General features: G+C 74.9%; 14 protein-coding genes and 2 tRNA genes. 9 read left to right on the top strand and 7 right to left on the bottom strand.

What is annotated here, in order from left to right; all coding sequences use genetic code 11:
- Nucleotides 1–77: 77 nt before the first annotated feature.
- Both ACIOFR_RS31595 and ACIOFR_RS31590 read right to left on the bottom strand, forming a co-directional pair.
- Nucleotides 78–992: a spermidine synthase gene (locus ACIOFR_RS31595; protein WP_401002662.1), complete on the bottom strand. Its 915-nt coding sequence runs from the start codon at nucleotides 990–992 to the stop codon at nucleotides 78–80.
- A gap of 31 nt (nucleotides 993–1,023) precedes the next feature.
- Nucleotides 1,024–1,494, bottom strand: a complete 471-nt coding sequence (locus ACIOFR_RS31590) for a hypothetical protein (protein WP_401002661.1) — start codon at nucleotides 1,492–1,494, stop codon at nucleotides 1,024–1,026.
- Between the two features lie 401 nt (nucleotides 1,495–1,895).
- Here ACIOFR_RS31590 and ACIOFR_RS31585 point away from each other — a divergent pair, with 401 nt between their 5' ends.
- Nucleotides 1,896–3,290 carry a tetratricopeptide repeat protein gene (locus ACIOFR_RS31585; protein ID WP_401002660.1) on the top strand — a complete coding sequence of 465 codons (1,395 nt, stop codon included), beginning with the start codon at nucleotides 1,896–1,898 and terminating at the stop codon, nucleotides 3,288–3,290.
- Nucleotides 3,291–3,315: 25 nt separating this feature from the next.
- Here ACIOFR_RS31585 and ACIOFR_RS31580 read toward each other — a convergent pair whose 3' ends face one another.
- Nucleotides 3,316–3,954 carry a histidine phosphatase family protein gene (locus tag ACIOFR_RS31580; RefSeq protein WP_401002659.1) on the bottom strand — a complete coding sequence of 213 codons (639 nt, stop codon included), beginning with the start codon at nucleotides 3,952–3,954 and terminating at the stop codon, nucleotides 3,316–3,318.
- Between the two features lie 201 nt (nucleotides 3,955–4,155).
- Here ACIOFR_RS31580 and ACIOFR_RS31575 point away from each other — a divergent pair, with 201 nt between their 5' ends.
- From ACIOFR_RS31575 to ACIOFR_RS31550, 6 genes are all read left to right on the top strand, one after another.
- Complete coding sequence (locus tag ACIOFR_RS31575; protein ID WP_401002658.1) at nucleotides 4,156–5,409, top strand: hypothetical protein; 1,254 nt, start codon at nucleotides 4,156–4,158, stop codon at nucleotides 5,407–5,409.
- A complete protein-coding gene (locus ACIOFR_RS31570) occupies nucleotides 5,406–6,983 on the top strand; it encodes a hypothetical protein (RefSeq protein ID WP_401002657.1) in 1,578 nt (525 codons plus the stop codon). Before ACIOFR_RS31575 ends, ACIOFR_RS31570 begins: the two co-directional genes overlap by 4 nt.
- 8 nt (nucleotides 6,984–6,991) lie before the next feature.
- The gene (locus ACIOFR_RS31565; protein ID WP_401002656.1) at nucleotides 6,992–8,383 is read left to right on the top strand and encodes an AAA domain-containing protein; all 1,392 of its coding nucleotides are present in this window, start codon (nucleotides 6,992–6,994) and stop codon (nucleotides 8,381–8,383) included.
- A gap of 300 nt (nucleotides 8,384–8,683) precedes the next feature.
- Nucleotides 8,684–9,082 carry a hypothetical protein gene (locus ACIOFR_RS31560; protein WP_401002655.1) on the top strand — a complete coding sequence of 133 codons (399 nt, stop codon included), beginning with the start codon at nucleotides 8,684–8,686 and terminating at the stop codon, nucleotides 9,080–9,082.
- Between the two features lie 161 nt (nucleotides 9,083–9,243).
- Nucleotides 9,244–9,801, top strand: coding sequence for a bifunctional DNA primase/polymerase (locus ACIOFR_RS31555; protein ID WP_401002654.1), 558 nt, complete (start codon nucleotides 9,244–9,246; stop codon nucleotides 9,799–9,801).
- Between the two features lie 65 nt (nucleotides 9,802–9,866).
- Nucleotides 9,867–9,940 (top strand) — tRNA-Lys (locus ACIOFR_RS31550).
- A gap of 111 nt (nucleotides 9,941–10,051) precedes the next feature.
- Here ACIOFR_RS31550 and pgi read toward each other — a convergent pair.
- Together pgi and ACIOFR_RS31540 are read right to left on the bottom strand one after the other, a co-directional pair.
- The gene (gene pgi, locus ACIOFR_RS31545) at nucleotides 10,052–11,713 is read right to left on the bottom strand and encodes a glucose-6-phosphate isomerase (RefSeq protein ID WP_401002653.1); all 1,662 of its coding nucleotides are present in this window, start codon (nucleotides 11,711–11,713) and stop codon (nucleotides 10,052–10,054) included.
- Nucleotides 11,714–11,927: 214 nt separating this feature from the next.
- Nucleotides 11,928–13,508, bottom strand: coding sequence for a Na+/H+ antiporter (locus ACIOFR_RS31540; RefSeq protein WP_401002652.1), 1,581 nt, complete (start codon nucleotides 13,506–13,508; stop codon nucleotides 11,928–11,930).
- Nucleotides 13,509–13,674: 166 nt separating this feature from the next.
- Here ACIOFR_RS31540 and ACIOFR_RS31535 point away from each other — a divergent pair.
- Nucleotides 13,675–13,748: transfer RNA gene (locus ACIOFR_RS31535), tRNA-Lys, on the top strand.
- A gap of 70 nt (nucleotides 13,749–13,818) precedes the next feature.
- Here ACIOFR_RS31535 and ACIOFR_RS31530 read toward each other — a convergent pair.
- Both ACIOFR_RS31530 and ACIOFR_RS31525 read right to left on the bottom strand, forming a co-directional pair.
- Complete coding sequence (locus ACIOFR_RS31530) at nucleotides 13,819–14,199, bottom strand: VOC family protein (protein WP_401002679.1); 381 nt, start codon at nucleotides 14,197–14,199, stop codon at nucleotides 13,819–13,821.
- Nucleotides 14,200–14,376: 177 nt separating this feature from the next.
- Nucleotides 14,377–16,032 carry a chitinase gene (locus ACIOFR_RS31525; RefSeq protein ID WP_401002651.1) on the bottom strand — a complete coding sequence of 552 codons (1,656 nt, stop codon included), beginning with the start codon at nucleotides 16,030–16,032 and terminating at the stop codon, nucleotides 14,377–14,379.
- Between the two features lie 323 nt (nucleotides 16,033–16,355).
- Here ACIOFR_RS31525 and ACIOFR_RS31520 point away from each other — a divergent pair, with 323 nt between their 5' ends.
- Nucleotides 16,356–16,691: an acyl carrier protein gene (locus tag ACIOFR_RS31520; protein WP_401002650.1), complete on the top strand. Its 336-nt coding sequence runs from the start codon at nucleotides 16,356–16,358 to the stop codon at nucleotides 16,689–16,691.
- Nucleotides 16,692–16,723: the final 32 nt, after the last annotated feature.

Below are 16,723 nucleotides of genomic sequence, written 5' to 3'. Positions count from 1 at the left end.
GCCCACCGCGGCGCCCCGCCGGATCGGCTCCGGATCGGCTCCGGATCAGCGCGGGATCGGCGCCGATCAGCGCGGGATCACCGGAAGACTCCCGGGGGCGGCGCGGGCGAGGGCGCGGCGGTCGCGTCGGTGGCGGGAGCGGCCCCGGCCGTGAAGTCGACCAGCGACCGGCCGTGCTCGATCCGGCCGAGGCCGGCGTCGGAGGCCACCCGCCGGCCCAGTTCCGCCAGCGGCAGCGGCTGGTGAGCAGCCGCCAGGATGAGGTTGCCGAACCGCTTGCCCCGCAGCACCGCCGGGTCCGCGATCAGGCAGACCTCGGGGAAGACCGCGAGCAGGGTGGCGACCTGGCTCCGGGCGAAGGGCAGCGCGGAGCCGTCCGCGAGGTTGACGGCGAACCGGCCGGTGGGGGTGAGCGCCCTGGCGGCCAGCCGGGCGAACTCCACCGTGGCGCAGTGGGCGGGCACCCGCGCCCCCGCGAAGACGTCGGCGATGACGAGGTCCACCGAGCCCTCCGGGGTCCGTTCGAGCACCGCCCGGGCGTCCGCGCCGCGGACCTTGATCTGCCAGCCGCGCTCCAACGGCAGCTCGGCGCGGACCAGTTCGGTCAGCGCGGTGTCGATCTCGGCGACCTGCTGCCGCGACCGGGGGCGGGTGGCGGCGACGTAGCGGGCCAGGGTGAGTGCGCCGCCGCCCAGGTGCAGGACGCCGACGGGACGGCCGGGCGGGGCCGCGAGGTCGATCAGGTGGCCGAGCCTGCGCTGGTACTCGAACCCGAGGAAGGACGGGTCGTCCAGGTCGACCAGCGACTGCGGCGCGCCGTCGACCAGCAGTTGCCAGGCGCGGGGCCGGTCGCGGTCCGGCCGGAGCTCCGCCGCACCCGATCCCACCTCGCGGACCAGCGGGCCCTGGGTGTGCGTACGGCCACCGGGTGCACCGGTGGTGGTGGCCGGGTCGGCCTCGGATGGAGCCCTGCCGGCCCTGCTGCGTCCCATGGGGGAATTATCGCCGCAGGCCCCGCGGCCGTCAGAACGGCCCGAGGCCCGCCGCCGTCAGCGTGCAGGCCGCCTCGCACAGGGCGGAGCGCAGCACCCAGGCGTCGGTGGGCCGCGGCGAGGTGCCGGCGCCGGTCGGGGGCATCACCCAGCGGGGGTCGGTGGGGGCCGGCAGGACCGCCCCGGCGGTACAGGTGCTGCCGGGCAGGTGCCAGCCGGTGGCCGTGCCGGCCGGGACCAGGAAGGCGATCGCGGAGCCGCCCGCGGTCTGCAGCACCGCTCCGCAGGCGCGCCGCAGCCGGAGGATGTCCACGGTCTCCAGGCCGTGCCGGACGGAGACCGTCACCAGGTCGTAGCGCATGGTGGGGCGTACCGCGCCGGCTCCGCCCCCGCCGAGGGCGGAGGTCTCCGCGCCGGGCGCCTCGGGCAGGAGTGCGGGGGCGGCGGCGGGCAGGAACCACGGGGTGGCCGGACGTCGATGGTGCAGCGCTCGGATGGCCATGGGCACTCCTGTCACCTCGTCAGGTCGGGCGCCGGTCACTCGGTCGGGTGGGGGTGGGCGACGTGGCGTCCGCGTACCAGGAGAACGCGGGGTGGGCCGGGGAGGCCACGGGGTGGCGTACGGCGAGCCGTGGCATTTCGTGGCGGATCCCGGAGTGGAAGGGCGAATTGTCCGTCGATGACCGGAACCCGGTCGGACACCGTGCGCATGCGGGCCGTGACGCGGAGTACTGTTCGTGCCGACGCCGGACGGCCACCCGCCCCGGACCGGCGCGCCGGTACCCGCCGGCCCCCACCCGGCCCGGCTTCCAGGCCGCACCGCCGTCACACCCCGGGCGGCGCCGTCCGCCGGAACCGCCCGGCCCCCGGCACGACCTTCGGTGCACGACCTCGGAGCCCAGCATGACAGCCACGCGACCGGACGGGCCCGGGCCCGCGCCTGCCGCCCCGAACACCGTGATGCGCGCGCTGCGCGCCGACCTCTCCCCCCGCGAGTTCGCGACCGCGGTGCGGCGGGCGGCCCGGGAGATCGGGGAGCACGTGTCGTGCGACGCGCGCTACGTCGGGCGGGTGGAGTCCGGCGAGATCCGCTGCCCCAACTACGCGTACGAGCGGGTGTTCCGCCACATGTGGCCGGGGCGTTCCCTGAGGGACCTGGGGTTCGCCCCGCGGACCGCGGCCCGCGGCCGGCCCTCCGGCGGCGGGCCGGCCGCGGTCCCCCCGCTCGACGACCCGCACCGGCCCGATGAGGAGAACGACGACGTGCGCCGCCGGACATTCCTGAGCGGCGGCCCGACCGCCCTCGCGACCGCGCTCGGCCTGGACGGCCCGGCGCCGGCCGTGACCCCGCCGCCGCACGCCGCCCCGCGTCCGGGCCTGCCGGCCCCCCGGAAGGTGGGCGCGGCCGAGGTCCGGGTGGTGGAGCAGGCCGTCCGGGACATCCGGCTGCTGGACGACGCCCACGGCGCCGACCGGCTGCTGGAGATGGCCGGCCGGTCGCTGCGCGACGCCTACGTGCTGCTCAACGACGGCCAGTACGGCTCCGCGACCGAGCGCAGGCTGCAGGCCGGCGCCGGTGAGCTGGCCATCTCGGTCGGCTGGCTGGCGCACGACTCGAACCGGCTGATGGACGCCCGGTCGTTCTACAGCGAGGCGCTGGCCACCGCGCGGATGGCGGGCGACGCGGCGCTGGAGGCGCACGTCTTCTGCAACAGCGCGTTCCTGGCCCGGGACGCGGGCCGGCCCCGCGAGGCGCTGCGGGCCGCCCAGGCCGGGCAGGCGGCCGCCCGCCGGCTCGGCTCGGCCCGCCTGCTCTCGCTGCTGTCCATGCGGGAGGCGGGCGGCTGGGCGCTGCTCCGGGACCGGACCGCCTGCGAACAGGCGCTGGGCCGGGCGTACGCCCTGTTCGACCGCGGCGCCTCGGCGGCCGACCCGGAGTGGATGTCCTTCTACGGGGAGGCGGAGATCGCCGGCCTGGAGTCCCAGTGCTGGGCCGCGCTCGGTCGGTGGGACGCGGCGGGCGAGCGGGCCGGGCGGGCGGTCGGCCTCCAGGAGCCGCAGTTCGTCCGCAACCGGGCGCTGTACACCGCCGAGCTCGCCCACGACCTGCTCGGCCGGGGCGACCCGGCGGGCGCCGCCGGGCAGGCCTCGGCGGCGGCCGTGCTGCTCGGCCGGGTCCGTTCGGCGCGGATCCGCGGGATGCTCGCGCACACCGCCGGACGGCTGCGCGAACACGCCGGGGTGCCGGAGGTCCGCACCTTCCTGGACGCCTACCGGGAGGCGCCTGCCGCGGCCTGACCGCGGCCGCCCGGGCCGGTCCGGGTCAGTCCAGGTGGCTGAGGTCGTTCCAGATCTCCACCGCGGGCAGCCCGTACTCCCAGGACAGCACCGAGAGCGCGGCCGTGCCGAGCTTGAAGCGCTGCGCGTACTCCGGCGGCAGGCCGAGCCAGCGGGCGGTCAGGATCCTCAGCAGGTGGCCGTGCGCGAAGAGCACCACGTCGCAGTCGGCGCCGTGCATCGTGGTGGTGTCCGGATGCGGCTGACCGTGGCGGGAGTTGAGCTCCGCGATCAGCCCGTCGACCCGGGCGGCGACGTCGGCGAGCTTCTCCCCACCGGGGACGCCGTCGCGCCAGATCAGCCAGCCCGGGTGGTCGGTGGCCCGGATGTCGTGCCCGGTGCGGCCCTCGTACTGGCCGTAGTCCCACTCCAGCAGCTCGGTCCGGTCGACGGCTCGGCCGCCGAAGCCGGCCAGCTCGCAGGTCTCCCGCGCCCGGGAGAGCGGGCTGGTGTAGACGACGGCCTCGGGCAGCCCGTTCCAGGGGGCCTTGGCCAGCCGGACGCCGAGCGCGCGGGCCATCGCCCGGCCCTCCTCCGTGAGCGGGACGTCGGTGCGGCCGGTGTGCCGGCCGGTGGCGGACCAGGAGGTCTCGCCGTGGCGGACGAGCACGATGCGGGCTGGCATGGGGGTTCTCCTCGGGGCTTGGTACGCGGCGGCCTGGCTCGCCGTTGAGGGCCTGGCCCCATGATCCCGCACCCGCTTCCGACCTGCTGGCGGGGGCGCGCGTCCGGGCCGCGCCCCGGACGGTCGGGCCGCGCGCTCCGGGGGCCCGCGGCAGGGTGATCGCCCGCTCTGTCGGTGCCGGGTGCGACACTGGGCCGCACCATGAACGTCTCGCATCCCGCGCAGGCCGACCCGCTGGCCGGACGGCTCGCCGAACTGCGCGGCCCGGTGCCGCAGCGCAGCCTCGACGCCCGCGCCCTCGCCGCCCTGGCCGCCAACCCCGGCTGCCGCCGCCGGGCCCTGCTCGACGCCGCGGGCGTCGACAAGGCCGCCGTCGCCCAGCAGCTCGGCCGCCCCGCACCGTTCGGCCAGTCGCCGTTCGCGATCGCCCGCGGCAACGTGTTCGAGGCCCGGCTGAAGGACGACGGGTACGCGGCCCTGCTCGCCCCGCTGCGCCGCCTGCTCGGCCTGCCGCCCGAGGGCGCCACCCCGCCGGCCGTGCCCGACCTGCTGCGCCGGGCCACCCCGGCGGTGCGGGCCGAGCGCACCCGGGAGGTCCTGGCCACGGCGGCCGCCGACCCGGAGGGCTGGACACTGCTGGACCACCCGATGCTGCGGCTCACCGTCGCCGGCAGCCAGGCCTACCTGGAGCCGGACGCGGTGCTGGTGCACGGCGGGCGGTGCACCGTGGTCGAGATCAAGTCCTTCCCGGTCCTGGACGGGGTCGCCGACCCCGCCAAGGTCGGCGCGGCGGCCCGGCAGGCGGCGGTCTACGTGCTGGCGCTGCAGGAGACGGCCGCCCGCGCGGCGGGCCGGGAGCCCAGCCCCGGCCCGTACGCGGTGGACGAGCTGCCGGGCAGCCCGGCGCTGACCGTGCTGCTGGTCTGCCCCAGGGACTTCACCAACCGGCCGACCGCCGAGGCCGTCGACGTCCGGCGCGAACTGGCCACCACCCGGCGCCAGTTGGCCCGGCTGGCCCGGATCGACCAACTGCTCGACGCGCTGCCCCCTGGCACCACGTTCGACCTCGCGCCGGACAGCTCCGGAGCCCCGGCCCGGCCGGCCGGGGAGCTGGCCGCCGCGGTCGCCGCGGTGCCCGCCGCCTACAGCCCGGACTGCCTCTCGGCCTGCGAACTCAGCTTCCACTGTCGGGCCCAGGCCCGCTGCTCGGACGCGGTGGAGCAGCTCGGCCGGGGGGTGCGCGGCGAGCTCGGCTCGATCCGCACGGTCGGCCTGGCGCTGGCCGCGGCGCGGGGCGACGCCACCTCCGCCCCCGCACCGGCCGGCTCCGGGGACGGTGCGAACGACGCCAACGACGTGGACAGCGCGGACAGCGCGGACGCAGACGAGGCCGCCGCCCGGCTCGCGTACGCGGCGGCCCTGCGCGCCGAGGCGCTCGGGAGGCCCGCGCGATGAGCCTGCTGACCACGCTCGCCCGGCTGGAGGCCGTCCGCAGCGGCCGGGCCGAACCGCTGGCCACCGTCCGGCACCGGCACCTGTCCGAGCGGCCGATGGTGGTCGTCCCGCTCGCGGCGGTCGGTGAGGACGGCGCGCCGCTGGCCGTCCTGCTGGGCACCGAGCGGGAGGCGCCGAAGCTGTTCATCGTGCCGCAGCCGCTGAACCCGTCCCAGCGCTTCGAGTTCCTGGCCGACTTCGCCGCCGAACTGCTGCCCTACCTGGAGTCGTTCACCGTGGAGGTGGAGCAGGTCGAGGGGTCCGAGAAGGACCCGGAGACCGGCGAGAAGGTCCCGGTGCTGCGGGAGCTGTGCGCCGACGCCCCCCAGCTGCTGGTGCCCAACCAGGGCGCGGTGCGCCACCTCGCCCTGCTCGGCCGCTCCACCCGGTTCCGCCGCACGGCCGAGGACCCGGACCCGGGGCCGTACCCGGCGCCCACCCGGGTCCCGCTGCTGGGGCGGTGGCTGACCCATCTGACCGACCGGGCCCAGGTGCCCGGCAGCAGCCTGCTGCTGCCGATGACCGGCCTGCTCGCCCGGCACTGGGCCACCGGCCAGAGCCACCTGGAGGACCAGCACCTGGCCGCTCAGCTGGCCTGGCACTTCCCGCCCGACGGGCTGACCGGCGCGGAGGCCGCCGAGCGGGCCGAGACCGGCCGCGACGAGCACGGCCGCCTGCTGCACCCGCCGGCCGGCCCGGTCACCGACCCGCGCTTCGACGCCCAGGTGCTGGCCCCCGCGATCACCCGGCACGACGCCGCGCTCGCCGCCTTCCGGCAGGCCGGCCCGGACGGGGCGGACCGCGCCGGGCTGCACCTCAAGCAGGCCGCCGAACGGCTGCACGCGGCACTGGAGGCCGAGCTGCTGCCGACCTGGCGGGACGTCTGGCAGGGCCTGGACCTGCTGCGCACCCTGCCGCCCGCCACCCACCTGCCCGAGCGCTGGGACGGCGACCGCTGGTCGTTCACCGGCCACCGGGACCGGCTGGCCGCCGGCGAGCCGCCGCAGCCCCGCCGGGACGACGCGGTGACGGCCGCCCGCAAGCTGGCCCAGCGCGAGCGCGAGCAGGCCCGGCTGGACATCCAGGAGGCGCTGGACGACCCGCTGGTGATGGCCGAACACCGGCTGTCCGGCGAGGCGTTCAGCGGGACGGTGCTGGCGGTGGAGCCCGGGTACGACACCTCGGGCCGCTCGCCCAAGCCCCGGCCGCTGCTGACCGTCGCGACCCCGGACCGCCCGCACGCCGACCCCGGGCGCGAGGTGCACCGGGCCGGCGGGCCGTCCGCGCAGAAGGCGGAGATCGTCCGGGCCGTGCCCGGCGAGGTCACGGTGCGGGTGCTGTCCGGGATGGGCCGCCGGAAGGAGCCGGAGCCGGGGAGCGTGCCGGAGGTCGGGGAGCGGGTGGTCTTCACGTTGTTCGAGCTGAGCGCCCGGCAGTCCGCGCCGCTGCCCGAGCCCGACGACACCCCGTGGACGCACGGCGGCCCGCCGGGTGCCGCCCAGGGTTCGCCTACCGGTACCGAAGAGTGGGAATGAACACCGTCATGACTGCCCATCAGCACCTCGCCGCACCCGCCGGCCCCGCCGCCCCGGGCCACGGCTCGCCCGGGGCCGCCGCGGACGCCGCCGTGGCGGCGATCCTGGCGGCGGCCGTCCACCCGGAGCCGGGCGCGCCGCGCGGCGTGGTGGTGGACTCGCCCCCGGGGGCGGGCAAGTCGACGCTGGTGGTGCGCGCCGCGAAGGAGCTGGTCGCGGCGGGCGAGCGGCTGATGATCGTGGCGCAGACCAACAGCCAGGTCGACGACCTGGTGGACCGGCTGGCCGAGAAGGGCCCCGAGCTGACCATCGGTCGGCTGCACGCGAGCGACGCCCGCCCGGCCCCCGAGGCGCTGCGGCACGGCAACGTGACCGCCTCCGGGAAGGTCGGCGACCTGCTGGAGCAGGACGTGGTGATCTCCACCGCCGCGAAGTGGCAGTGGGTCAAGGACGTCGGGCCCTGGCGGCACGCGATCGTGGACGAGGCGTACCAGATGCGTTCGGACGCGCTGCTCGCGGTGGCGCGGCTGTTCGAGCGGGCCCTGTTCGTCGGCGACCCCGGCCAGCTGGACCCGTTCACCGTGGTCGGCACCGAGCAGTGGGCGGGCCTGTCCTACGACCCGTCCGGCAGCGCGGTGGTCACCCTGCTCGCGCACAACCCGGCGATCCGGCCGCACCGCCTGCCGGTGTCCTGGCGGCTGCCGTCCTCCGCAGCGCCGCTGATCTCCGCGGCCTTCTACCCGTACACGCCGTTCCGCTCGGGCACCGGGGAGGGCGAGCGGCGGCTGACGGCCGCCGTCCGGCCGGACGGCTCCGCAGTGGACGCGGCGATCGACGAGGCCGCCGAGCACGGCTGGTCGCTGCTGGAGCTGCCGGCCCGGCACACCGTACGGACCGACCCGCAGGCGGTGGCGGCCGTCGCGGCCACCGTCCGGCGGCTGCTGGACCGGGGGCTGACGGCCCACTCCGAGCAGGGCTCGGCGCCGCTGACGGCCGGCCGGATCGCGGTCGGCACCGCCCACCGGGACCAGGCCGCGGCCGTCCGGGCGGCCCTCGCCGCGCTCGGCGTGCCGGTCGACCCCTCGGCGGGCCCGGCGGTCACCGTGGACACCGCCAACCGGCTGCAGGGCCGCGAGTACGACGTCACCGTGGTGCTCCACCCGCTCTCCGGCCGCCCCGACGCCACGGCCTTCCACCTGGAGACCGGCCGGCTGTGCGTGCTGGCCTCCCGGCACCGGCACGCCTGCATCGTGGTGGCCCGCGCCGGGATCGCCGAGCTGCTGGACGAGCACCCCTCCACCGAGCCGGTCCAGCTGGGCGTGGCGGTGAAGTTCCCGGACGGCTGGGAGGCGAACCACGCCGTCCTCGCGCACCTCGCCGAGCACCGCGTCCGGCTCTGACCCGCGCGGACCGGGATCCCACGGACCGGGATGCGACGGACCGGCTGGTCCGCGGCCGTCCCGCTGCCGCCGCCGCTGCCGCTGCCGGCCGAGGACCCACGGTGACGGGCCGCTGACGGGCCGCGTGCGCCCCGGCGGCCACGGCCGGAGGGGGCGTGCGAAGGGCGGTCCGCGACCCGAGCGGGGGAATAGCCACCGCACGCGCACCGTTCCGCTACCGGTGGCCGCGAGCGACAATGGACGGCGGCCCGGTCCCGACCGGCCGGCCCCCGGCCCGGCCGACCATCTGGAGGAGCGTTCATGCCCGATCCCCGTACGCAGGCGTCCGACCGCAGCGGCAGGACCGCACCGGCCGCCCAGGATCTGGGCAGCACCGCACCGCGCCGACTGCGCCCCGCCCAACTGCTCTTCGAACCGCAGGCCGACGAACCCGAGGCCGAGCGGTTCTTCGACCTGGAGTCGATCGACGATCCGTCCGAACTCCTGCGCCGCTCCACCGAACTGACGCTGGCCTTCCGGGCCGCCGCGCAACGCGCCGCCGACTTCCAGGCGCTCGCCGCCGCCCAGCTGGCCGACCCCCGCCGCTTCGACGCGCTGACCGCCGCCGAGATCGGCGCCCGGGCCGACTGGACGCCGGACTACGCGGCGCGGATGGTCGACTACGGCCGCGACCTGCAGCGCGGCGGCCTCGACCACTGAGTCGGCCGCGGCCGACCGCCGCCACCCTCGGTAGCCGGCCGAACCGCCTTCGACTCGCCACTGGCATATGCAGCCGGGAAGGGTACGCCGCCGGTCCGCCGCTTGTCAGGCGAACGTCACTTCCCGCGCGCACACCGGGTGACCTGCGTCACCCTGCTGGGGTGGACATCTGGACGTATCAATCCGTGGAGTACGTCACCGTGGCCGGGGAGGCCTGGCTGGCCTCCGCCAGCGAGTACCCGCGCAGCATGCGCGCCCTGTGGGAGTCACGCCCCTGGGCACCGGCCGTGCTGCCCTGCGGCCGGGTCTTCGACGTGGTCAGCATGCCGGCGCTGTTCGGGCGCCGGGTCCTGGACGAGCTGTGGGCCTCCGGGCCGGGCTGCGGTCCGGTCGCCTCGTTCCGTGGCCGGACCCTGCTGTTCGTCCAGCCCGGTGCGGCCGCCCGGCTGCGCTCCCTGCTCGCCTGGGAGGAGTGGGCGCGGGACGTGCCGCCGCTGCTGTGCCACGGCCGGGGCGACGCCGTCACGGTGCCGCCGGTGCAGCGCATGGTGAACGCCCCCGACTCGCCCGGCCAGGGCCCGGGGCGGTGGATCGTCGCCCCCGACAGCCAGGAGCCCTGGCTGCCCGGCGCGGCCGTGGTGCTCTGGGCCTGCGTCCGGGCGGCCCGCGGCGCCCTGGCGCACGGCCCGGCGGGCCCGGACCAGGTGCCGGCCGGCTGAGGCGTCCGGCGGTATTCGATTTTGGTTCCGCCCGGAGCCGCTGCTAAAGTCTTCCACGTCAGCAGGCGCCGCTAGCTCAGTTGGTTAGAGCAGCTGACTCTTAATCAGCGGGTCCGGGGTTCGAGTCCCTGGCGGCGCACAGACGGTCGAAGGCCCCCTCGCGACAGCGAGGGGGCCTTCGGCGTTCCCGGCCTTCGGCAGTCCGGGGCCCGGCCGGCCCGGGGCGCGGGGCCCCGGGCCGGCCGGCGGATCAGCGTCCGCGCAGCGTGCGGTAGCGGGCCACCAGTCCGGCGGTGGAGCTGTCCAGCGCGTCCGTGCCCTCGCCGGTGAGCAGCACCGGCTCGATCCGCTTGGCCAGCACCTTGCCGAGCTCGACGCCCCACTGGTCGAAGGAGTCGATGTTCCAGATCGCGCCCTGGACGAACACCTTGTGCTCGTACAGCGCGATCAGCTGGCCGAGCACCGACGGGGTGAGGCCGGTGGCCAGCACGGTGGTGGTCGGGTGGTTGCCGCGGAAGGTCTTGTGCGGCACCAGCTCGGCCGGGACGCCCTCGGCGGCGACCTCCTCGGGGGTCTTGCCGAAGGCGAGCGCCTGGGTCTGGGCGAAGAAGTTCGCCATCAGCAGGTCGTGCTGCGCGACCAGGCCGGGCAGCAGGCCGGGGACGGGCTCGGCGAAACCGATGAAGTCGGCCGGGATCACCTTGGTGCCCTGGTGCAGCAACTGGTAGTAGGCGTGCTGGCCGTTGGTGCCGGGGGTGCCCCAGACCACCGGGCCGGTCTGCCAGGTGACCGGGTTGCCGTCGCGGTCCACCGACTTGCCGTTGGACTCCATGTCCAGTTGCTGGAGGTAGGCGGTGAACTTGGACAGGTAGTGCGAGTACGGCAGCACCGCGTGGGACTGGGCGTCGAAGAAGGCTCCGTACCAGACGCCGAGCAGGCCGAGCAGCAGCGGGACGTTCTGCTCCGGCGGGGCGGTGCGGAAGTGCTCGTCGACCAGGTGGAAGCCGTCCAGCATCTGCCGGAAGTTGTCCGGGCCGATCGCGATCATCAGCGAGAGGCCGATCGCGGAGTCGTAGGAGTAGCGGCCGCCGACCCAGTCCCAGAACTCGAACATGTTGGCCACGTCGATGCCGAAGTCGGCGACGCCCTCGGCGTTGGTGGACAGTGCCACGAAGTGCTTGGCGACCGCCTCCTGGCCGGCGCCGAGCTCGGAGAGCAGCCAGTTCCGGGCGGAGACGGCATTGGTGATCGTCTCGATCGTGGTGAAGGTCTTGGAGGCGACGATGAAGAGCGTCTCGGCGGCGTCCAGCCCGTGCAGCGCCTCGTGCAGGTCGGCGCCGTCCACGTTGGAGACGAAGTGCACCGCGAGGCCGCGGTCGGTGTAGGCGCGCAGCGTCTCGTACGCCATGGCGGGGCCGAGGTCGGAGCCGCCGATGCCGATGTTGACGACGTGGCGGATCCGCCGGCCGGTGTGCCCGGTCCACTCGCCGCCGCGCACCCGGTCGGCGAAGGCGGCCATCCGGTCCAGCACGGCGTGCACGGCGGGGACCACGTTCTCGCCGTCGACCTCGACCACGGCGTCGCGCGGGGCGCGCAGCGCGGTGTGCAGCACGGCCCTGCGCTCGGTGATGTTGATCTTCTCGCCGCGGAACATGGCGTCCCGCAGGGCGGCCACGCCGGTGGCGTCGGCGAGCTCGCGCAGCAGCGCGAGCGTGCGGTCGGTCACCAGGTGCTTGGAGTAGTCGACCTGGAGGTCGCCGACACTCAGGGTGTAGCGGCGGCCACGGTCCGGGTCGGCGGCGAACAGCTCGCGCAGGTGCTGCTCGCCGAGTTCCGCCCGGTGCTTCCCCAGCGCGGCCCACTGCGGCGTGCGGTCGAGCGGGGTACGTCCGGTGGCGGGGTTGTCCGACATCGGTTTGCTCCTTGAGTCATCCGGTTTGCGGTTACCGGCAGGGCCCAGCGGGAGGGTTGCGCGAGGTCCGGCGGTACAGCGGTGCGTGCGCCGACTCCGTTGACGGCCTTGCCCACCGCCAGCCTACGGCCCCGTGCGCCGAAGCCCGCCCCGGCCACGCGCCGTGGCTCACCCGGTGTCAGTTCGGGCTCGAACGGCCGCCGCTCACCCGGCATCACTTCCGGTGCGAGCGCAGGTCCAGCTGGCGCAGCACCTGGTCGGCGACCTCGGGATCGGCACCGGGCTCGCCGCGGGCGGCCAGCACCTCCCGGCGGGAGGCGGCGATCATCTCCTGCTCGATGCCGTACGCCTTGCGCCACTGCGAGATCCGGTGCTTGGCCTCGGCCGCCTCCTGGCGCTCGTACCGCTCGGGGTAGAGCCGGGCGAGCCGGTCGTGCTGGCGCTCGCGCAAGCGCTCGACCAGCTCGGACGGCAGCTCCTCCTCGTCCTCCAGCTCGGTGAGCCGTCGCAGGCCCGCCTTGGAGGCCCGCCACCAGAGCTGTCTGGCCGCCTCCTCGTGGGTGTCCGACCCGCTGTCCAGGCCCAGCAGCCGGACCAGCCAGGGCAGGGTCAGGCCCTGCACGAGCAGGGTGAAGAGCACGACACCGAAGGCGACGAAGATCAGTTCACTGCGGCCGGGGAAGGGCGTGCCGTCCTTGAGGGTGAGCGGAACGGCGAGGGCGAGGGCGACGGTGGCCACCCCGCGCATGCCGGACCACCACAGCACCACCGTCTCCCGCCAGCTGATCGGGGTGTCCTCGTCCGTCCGGCTGACCCGGCGGGAGAGCCACGCCGCCGGCAGCAGCCAGACGAGCCGGACCAGCACCACGGTGGCGATCACCGCGGCGGCCTCCCCGAGCATCCCCCGCCAGCTGTCGCTGACGTCGGCCAGCACGGTGGACAGCTCCAGTCCGATCAGGCCGAAGGCGACGCCGGTGATCAGGGTCTCGACGATCTCCCAGAAGGCGTTGCCGACCAGCCGGAAGGCGACGTCGTCGGCGTCGGCCGCCCGGTCGGCCAGGTAGAGGGCGCAGACCACCACGGCGAGCACCCCGGAGCCGTGGCCCTCCTCGGCGAGGGCGTAGGCGGCGAACGGCACCAGCAGGTTGAGTGCCACCTGGAGGGTGGGGTCGTCCAGCAGGCCGGCGAGCTTGGCGTTGAGCCAGCCGAGCCCGATGCCGATGGCCACCGCGACCACCGCCGACAGGACGAAGCGCTCCAGGGCGTGCGGCGTCGAGAAGTCGTGGCTGACCACGGCGTCGATGGCCAGCGAGTAGATCACGATCGCGGTGACGTCGTTGAACAGCCCCTCGCTCTCCAGCACGGCGACCATCCGCCGGGGCAGCCCGACCGCGCCGGCCACCGCCACCGCCGCCACCGGGTCGGGCGGGGAGACCAGCGCGCCCAGGGCCACCGCGACGGCCAGCGGGACGGCCGGCACCAGCCACTGGTACACCCCGGCGACGACGGTGGTGGTGACGATCACCAGGGCGACCGCGAGCAGCAGGATCGGACGCAGGTTGGTGCGGAAGTAGTGCACCGAGGAGCGCCGGGCCACCGCGAAGATCAGCGGCGGCAGCACCAGCGGCAGGATCAGCTCGGGCTGCACCTTGACGTCCGGGATCTGCGGGATCACGGCCATCACGAGGCCGAGCAGGGTCATCAGGACGGGCTGCGGGACGCCCGTGCGGCGGGCCAGCGGGACGGTGACGACGGCGGCCAGCAGCACCAGGAAGAGCAGTGACAGCTGGGCCACCGGGTGATCCCTCTCTTCGGCCCGGGCCCTGCCCCGGACGTTGTGATCAGAATAAAAGCAGGCAACCACACCGCTCGGACCGGCTCGCCGTCCGGCCGCGCCGCGCTCGGACGGAACCGATTGTGAGTTTCGGCCGCTGACCAGGTAATGTTCTCCGCGTCAGCAGGCGCCGCTAGCTCAGTTGGTTAGAGCAGCTGACTCTTAATCAGCGGGTCCGGGGTTCGAGTCCCTGGCGGCGCACAGACGGTCGAAGGCCCCCTCGCGAGAGCGAGGGGGCCTTCGGCGTTCCCGTCCCCGGGGCTTCCGGTCGTCAGTCGCCGACCAGCTGGTTCACGCACAGGACGTTCCCCTCGCAGTCCTTGAACCAGGCCGCCCGCATGCCGTCCGCCTCGGCGACCCCGTCCACGGTCTTCAGGCCCGGCAGGTCGTACTCCTCGAACACCACCCCGCGGCTGCGCAGGTCCGCCATCTCCGCGTCGAGGTCCGCCACCTTCCAGCTCGCCAGGGTGTGGGACGCCTGGCCGCCGTACGGCGTGTGGTAGATCCCGAACTGGGTGTTCCCGGAGTCGAACACGACTTCCTCGTCGCTCTCCCGGGCGATCTTCAGGCCGAGCGTGTCGGTGTAGTACCGCTTCGCCCGGTCGAGGTCCCCGGCGGGTATGACCGCCAGCAACGGCGCGTCCGCCAACATGGTCACCACCTCCTCCCACCAGGCTAGGCCCGCCGCTCACACCGCCGCACGCCCAGAGCGCGCCGGCCCCCGGCGGCCGCGGGCCGGACGCGGGGACGGCCACGGGCCGGGCACCCGGAGGTGACCGGCCCGCACCCGCGGTGACCCCGGCGGGGTCGGCGTCGCGTCCGCCCGGGGTCAGCCGAAGTAGCCGTCGAAGTTCCGGGAGAACTCCCCGCCGCCGAACCGGTCCCAGTTGATCGACCAGGTCATCAGACCGCGCAGACCGGGCTGGGCGCCGCTGCGCGGGACGTAGCTGCCGCAGTCGACCGTCCGGGTGAGGCAGTCCAGCGCCTTGTCCACCTCCGCCGGGGCGACGTAGCCGTTGCCGGCGTTGGTGGTGGCCGGCATGCCGATCGCCAGCTGGGAGGGGGCCAGGGCCGGGAACACGTTGGCGGTGTTGCCCGCCACCGGGAAGCCCTTGAGCAGCATGTCGGTCATCGCGACGTGGAAGTCGGCGCCGCCCATCGAGTGGTACTGGTTGTCCAGACCCATGATCGAGCCCGAGTTGTAGTCCTGGACGTGCAGCAGGGTGAGGTCGCCGCGCATCGCGTAGATCACCGGCAGGTACGCACCGGCCCGCGGGTCCTGGCCGCCCCAGGGGCCCGAGCCGTAGTACTGGTAGCCGAGCTGGACGAAGAAGGTCTCCGGGGCCATGGTCAGCACGAAGTTCTGGCCGTACCTGGCCTTCAGGGTCTTCAGCGCCGAGATCAGGTTGACGATCACCGGCGAGGTCGGGTTCCTGAAGTCGGTGTCACCGGTGTTGAGCGACAGCGAGTGGCCCTCGAAGTCGATGTCCAGGCCGTTCAGCCCCCACCGGTCGATGATCGCGGAGACCGAGCTGACGAAGGCGTCCCGGGCCGCGGTGGTGGTCAGCTGGACCTGGCCGTTCTGGCCGCCGATCGAGATCAGCACCTTCTTGCCCTGGGCCTGCTTGGCCGCGATCGCCGCCTTGAAGTCGGCGTCCGACTCCACCGAGGGGCACTCGCTCACCGGGCAGCGGTTGAACCGGATGTCGCCGGAGGTGACCGAGGTCGGCTCGCCGAAGGACAGGTCGATCACGTCCCAGGAGTCCGGGACGTCGGCCATCCTGGTGTACCCGGCGCCGTTCGCGAAGCTGGCGTGCAGGTAGCCGACCAGCGCGTGGGCCGGCAGCCCGCCGCCGGGCGGCTGGGTGGTGGGCGGCTGCGAGGTCGGGGGCTGCGACGTGGGCGGCTGGGAGGTCGGGGGCTGCGACGTGGGCGGCTGCGAGGTCGGCGGGTTGGTGGGGCCCCCCGGGCCGTCCAGCGAGACGTCGTCCGCGTAGTAGGTGCCCTGGCCGTACCAGCCGTGGGTGTAGACGGTGGCGCTGGTCTGCCCGGCCGCCGTGGTGAAGCCGACCGAGAGCTTCTGGTAGCCGCCGCCGGTGCCCGGGGTCCAGGTGCTCGCCCCGCCGTTGACGCCCAGGTAGACGTACGAGCCCTTGACGTAGGCGCTCAGCGTGTAGGTGGTGTTGGGCTGCACCGCGACGGTCTGGGTGCACTGCGCGTTGTCGCTCGCCGAGGCGGCGCCGGCCAGCGCGTAACCGCCGGTGCGGGCCTGGCCGGCGACCACGCTGCCGGTACCCGCGGTGCAGCTCCAGGGGGCGAGCGAGCCGCTCTCGAAACCGCCGTTGACCAGGAACTCGCCGGCGCTGGCGGAGCCGGCCAGGCCGAAGCTGAGGGCGACGGCGCCGGCCGCCGCGACGGCCCAGGCGGTACCGGCGGCGACCGCCCGGCGGCCGTGCCGGACGGCTGTTCTTCGGGGAGTGCGCATGTGGGGGATGCTCCTGCCTCATGACATGGGGGTGCCCAAAAGCCTTGTGGGGGAAGGCCGGACGCGGGACGGCGCGGAACGGGCGCCACCGATTTGGACTAGACCACTGAAGCGAATCCGGCAGTCCCTGTCAATGGATCCGGAACCTGCCGGACCGTCACCTCCCGGGCGGGCGCGCCGCCCCGGTCAGTCGCTGGTCAGGGTGGGGTCAGTCGCCCGTGTTCGCATGTTGCCCACGTGGGGCCGGCAGGGACGACGGCCCAGGAACCGACGGAGGCGGTCGCATTGCCGAACTTCTCCCCGCGCGAGAACGGGTGCACGCGATGAGTGAATCCATACCGACCATCGAGCTGCTCCGGTCACTGCCCCGGTCCGAGCGCCGGGAGGCCCTGGAATCCCTCGTGGTGGCGGAATTCAAGGCCAGCCTGCTGATGGACGAGGACGAGTACCTGCCGACCGACGAGAGCTATTTCCAGCTGGGCTTCACCTCGCTGCGCATCGTCGAGGTGAAGACCCGGCTGGAGGAGCAGCTGGGCATCGCGGTCAGCACCACCGCCCTGTTCAACAGCCCGACGATCGACCAGCTCCTGGACCATCTGACGGGCGACCTGCTCGATGACCTGTTCGACGGGCTTCCGGCCGGGTCCGGAGCGCTCTAGGACGCGTCCGCCGAGCCCCGCCGGCAACTCCG

It is taken from the genome of Kitasatospora sp. NPDC088346 (genome assembly GCF_044740765.1).
Lineage (GTDB): Bacteria > Actinomycetota > Actinomycetes > Streptomycetales > Streptomycetaceae > Kitasatospora.
The sequence above is the reverse complement of the archived record's forward strand: the minus strand, read 5'-3'. Positions and strand labels throughout refer to the sequence as shown.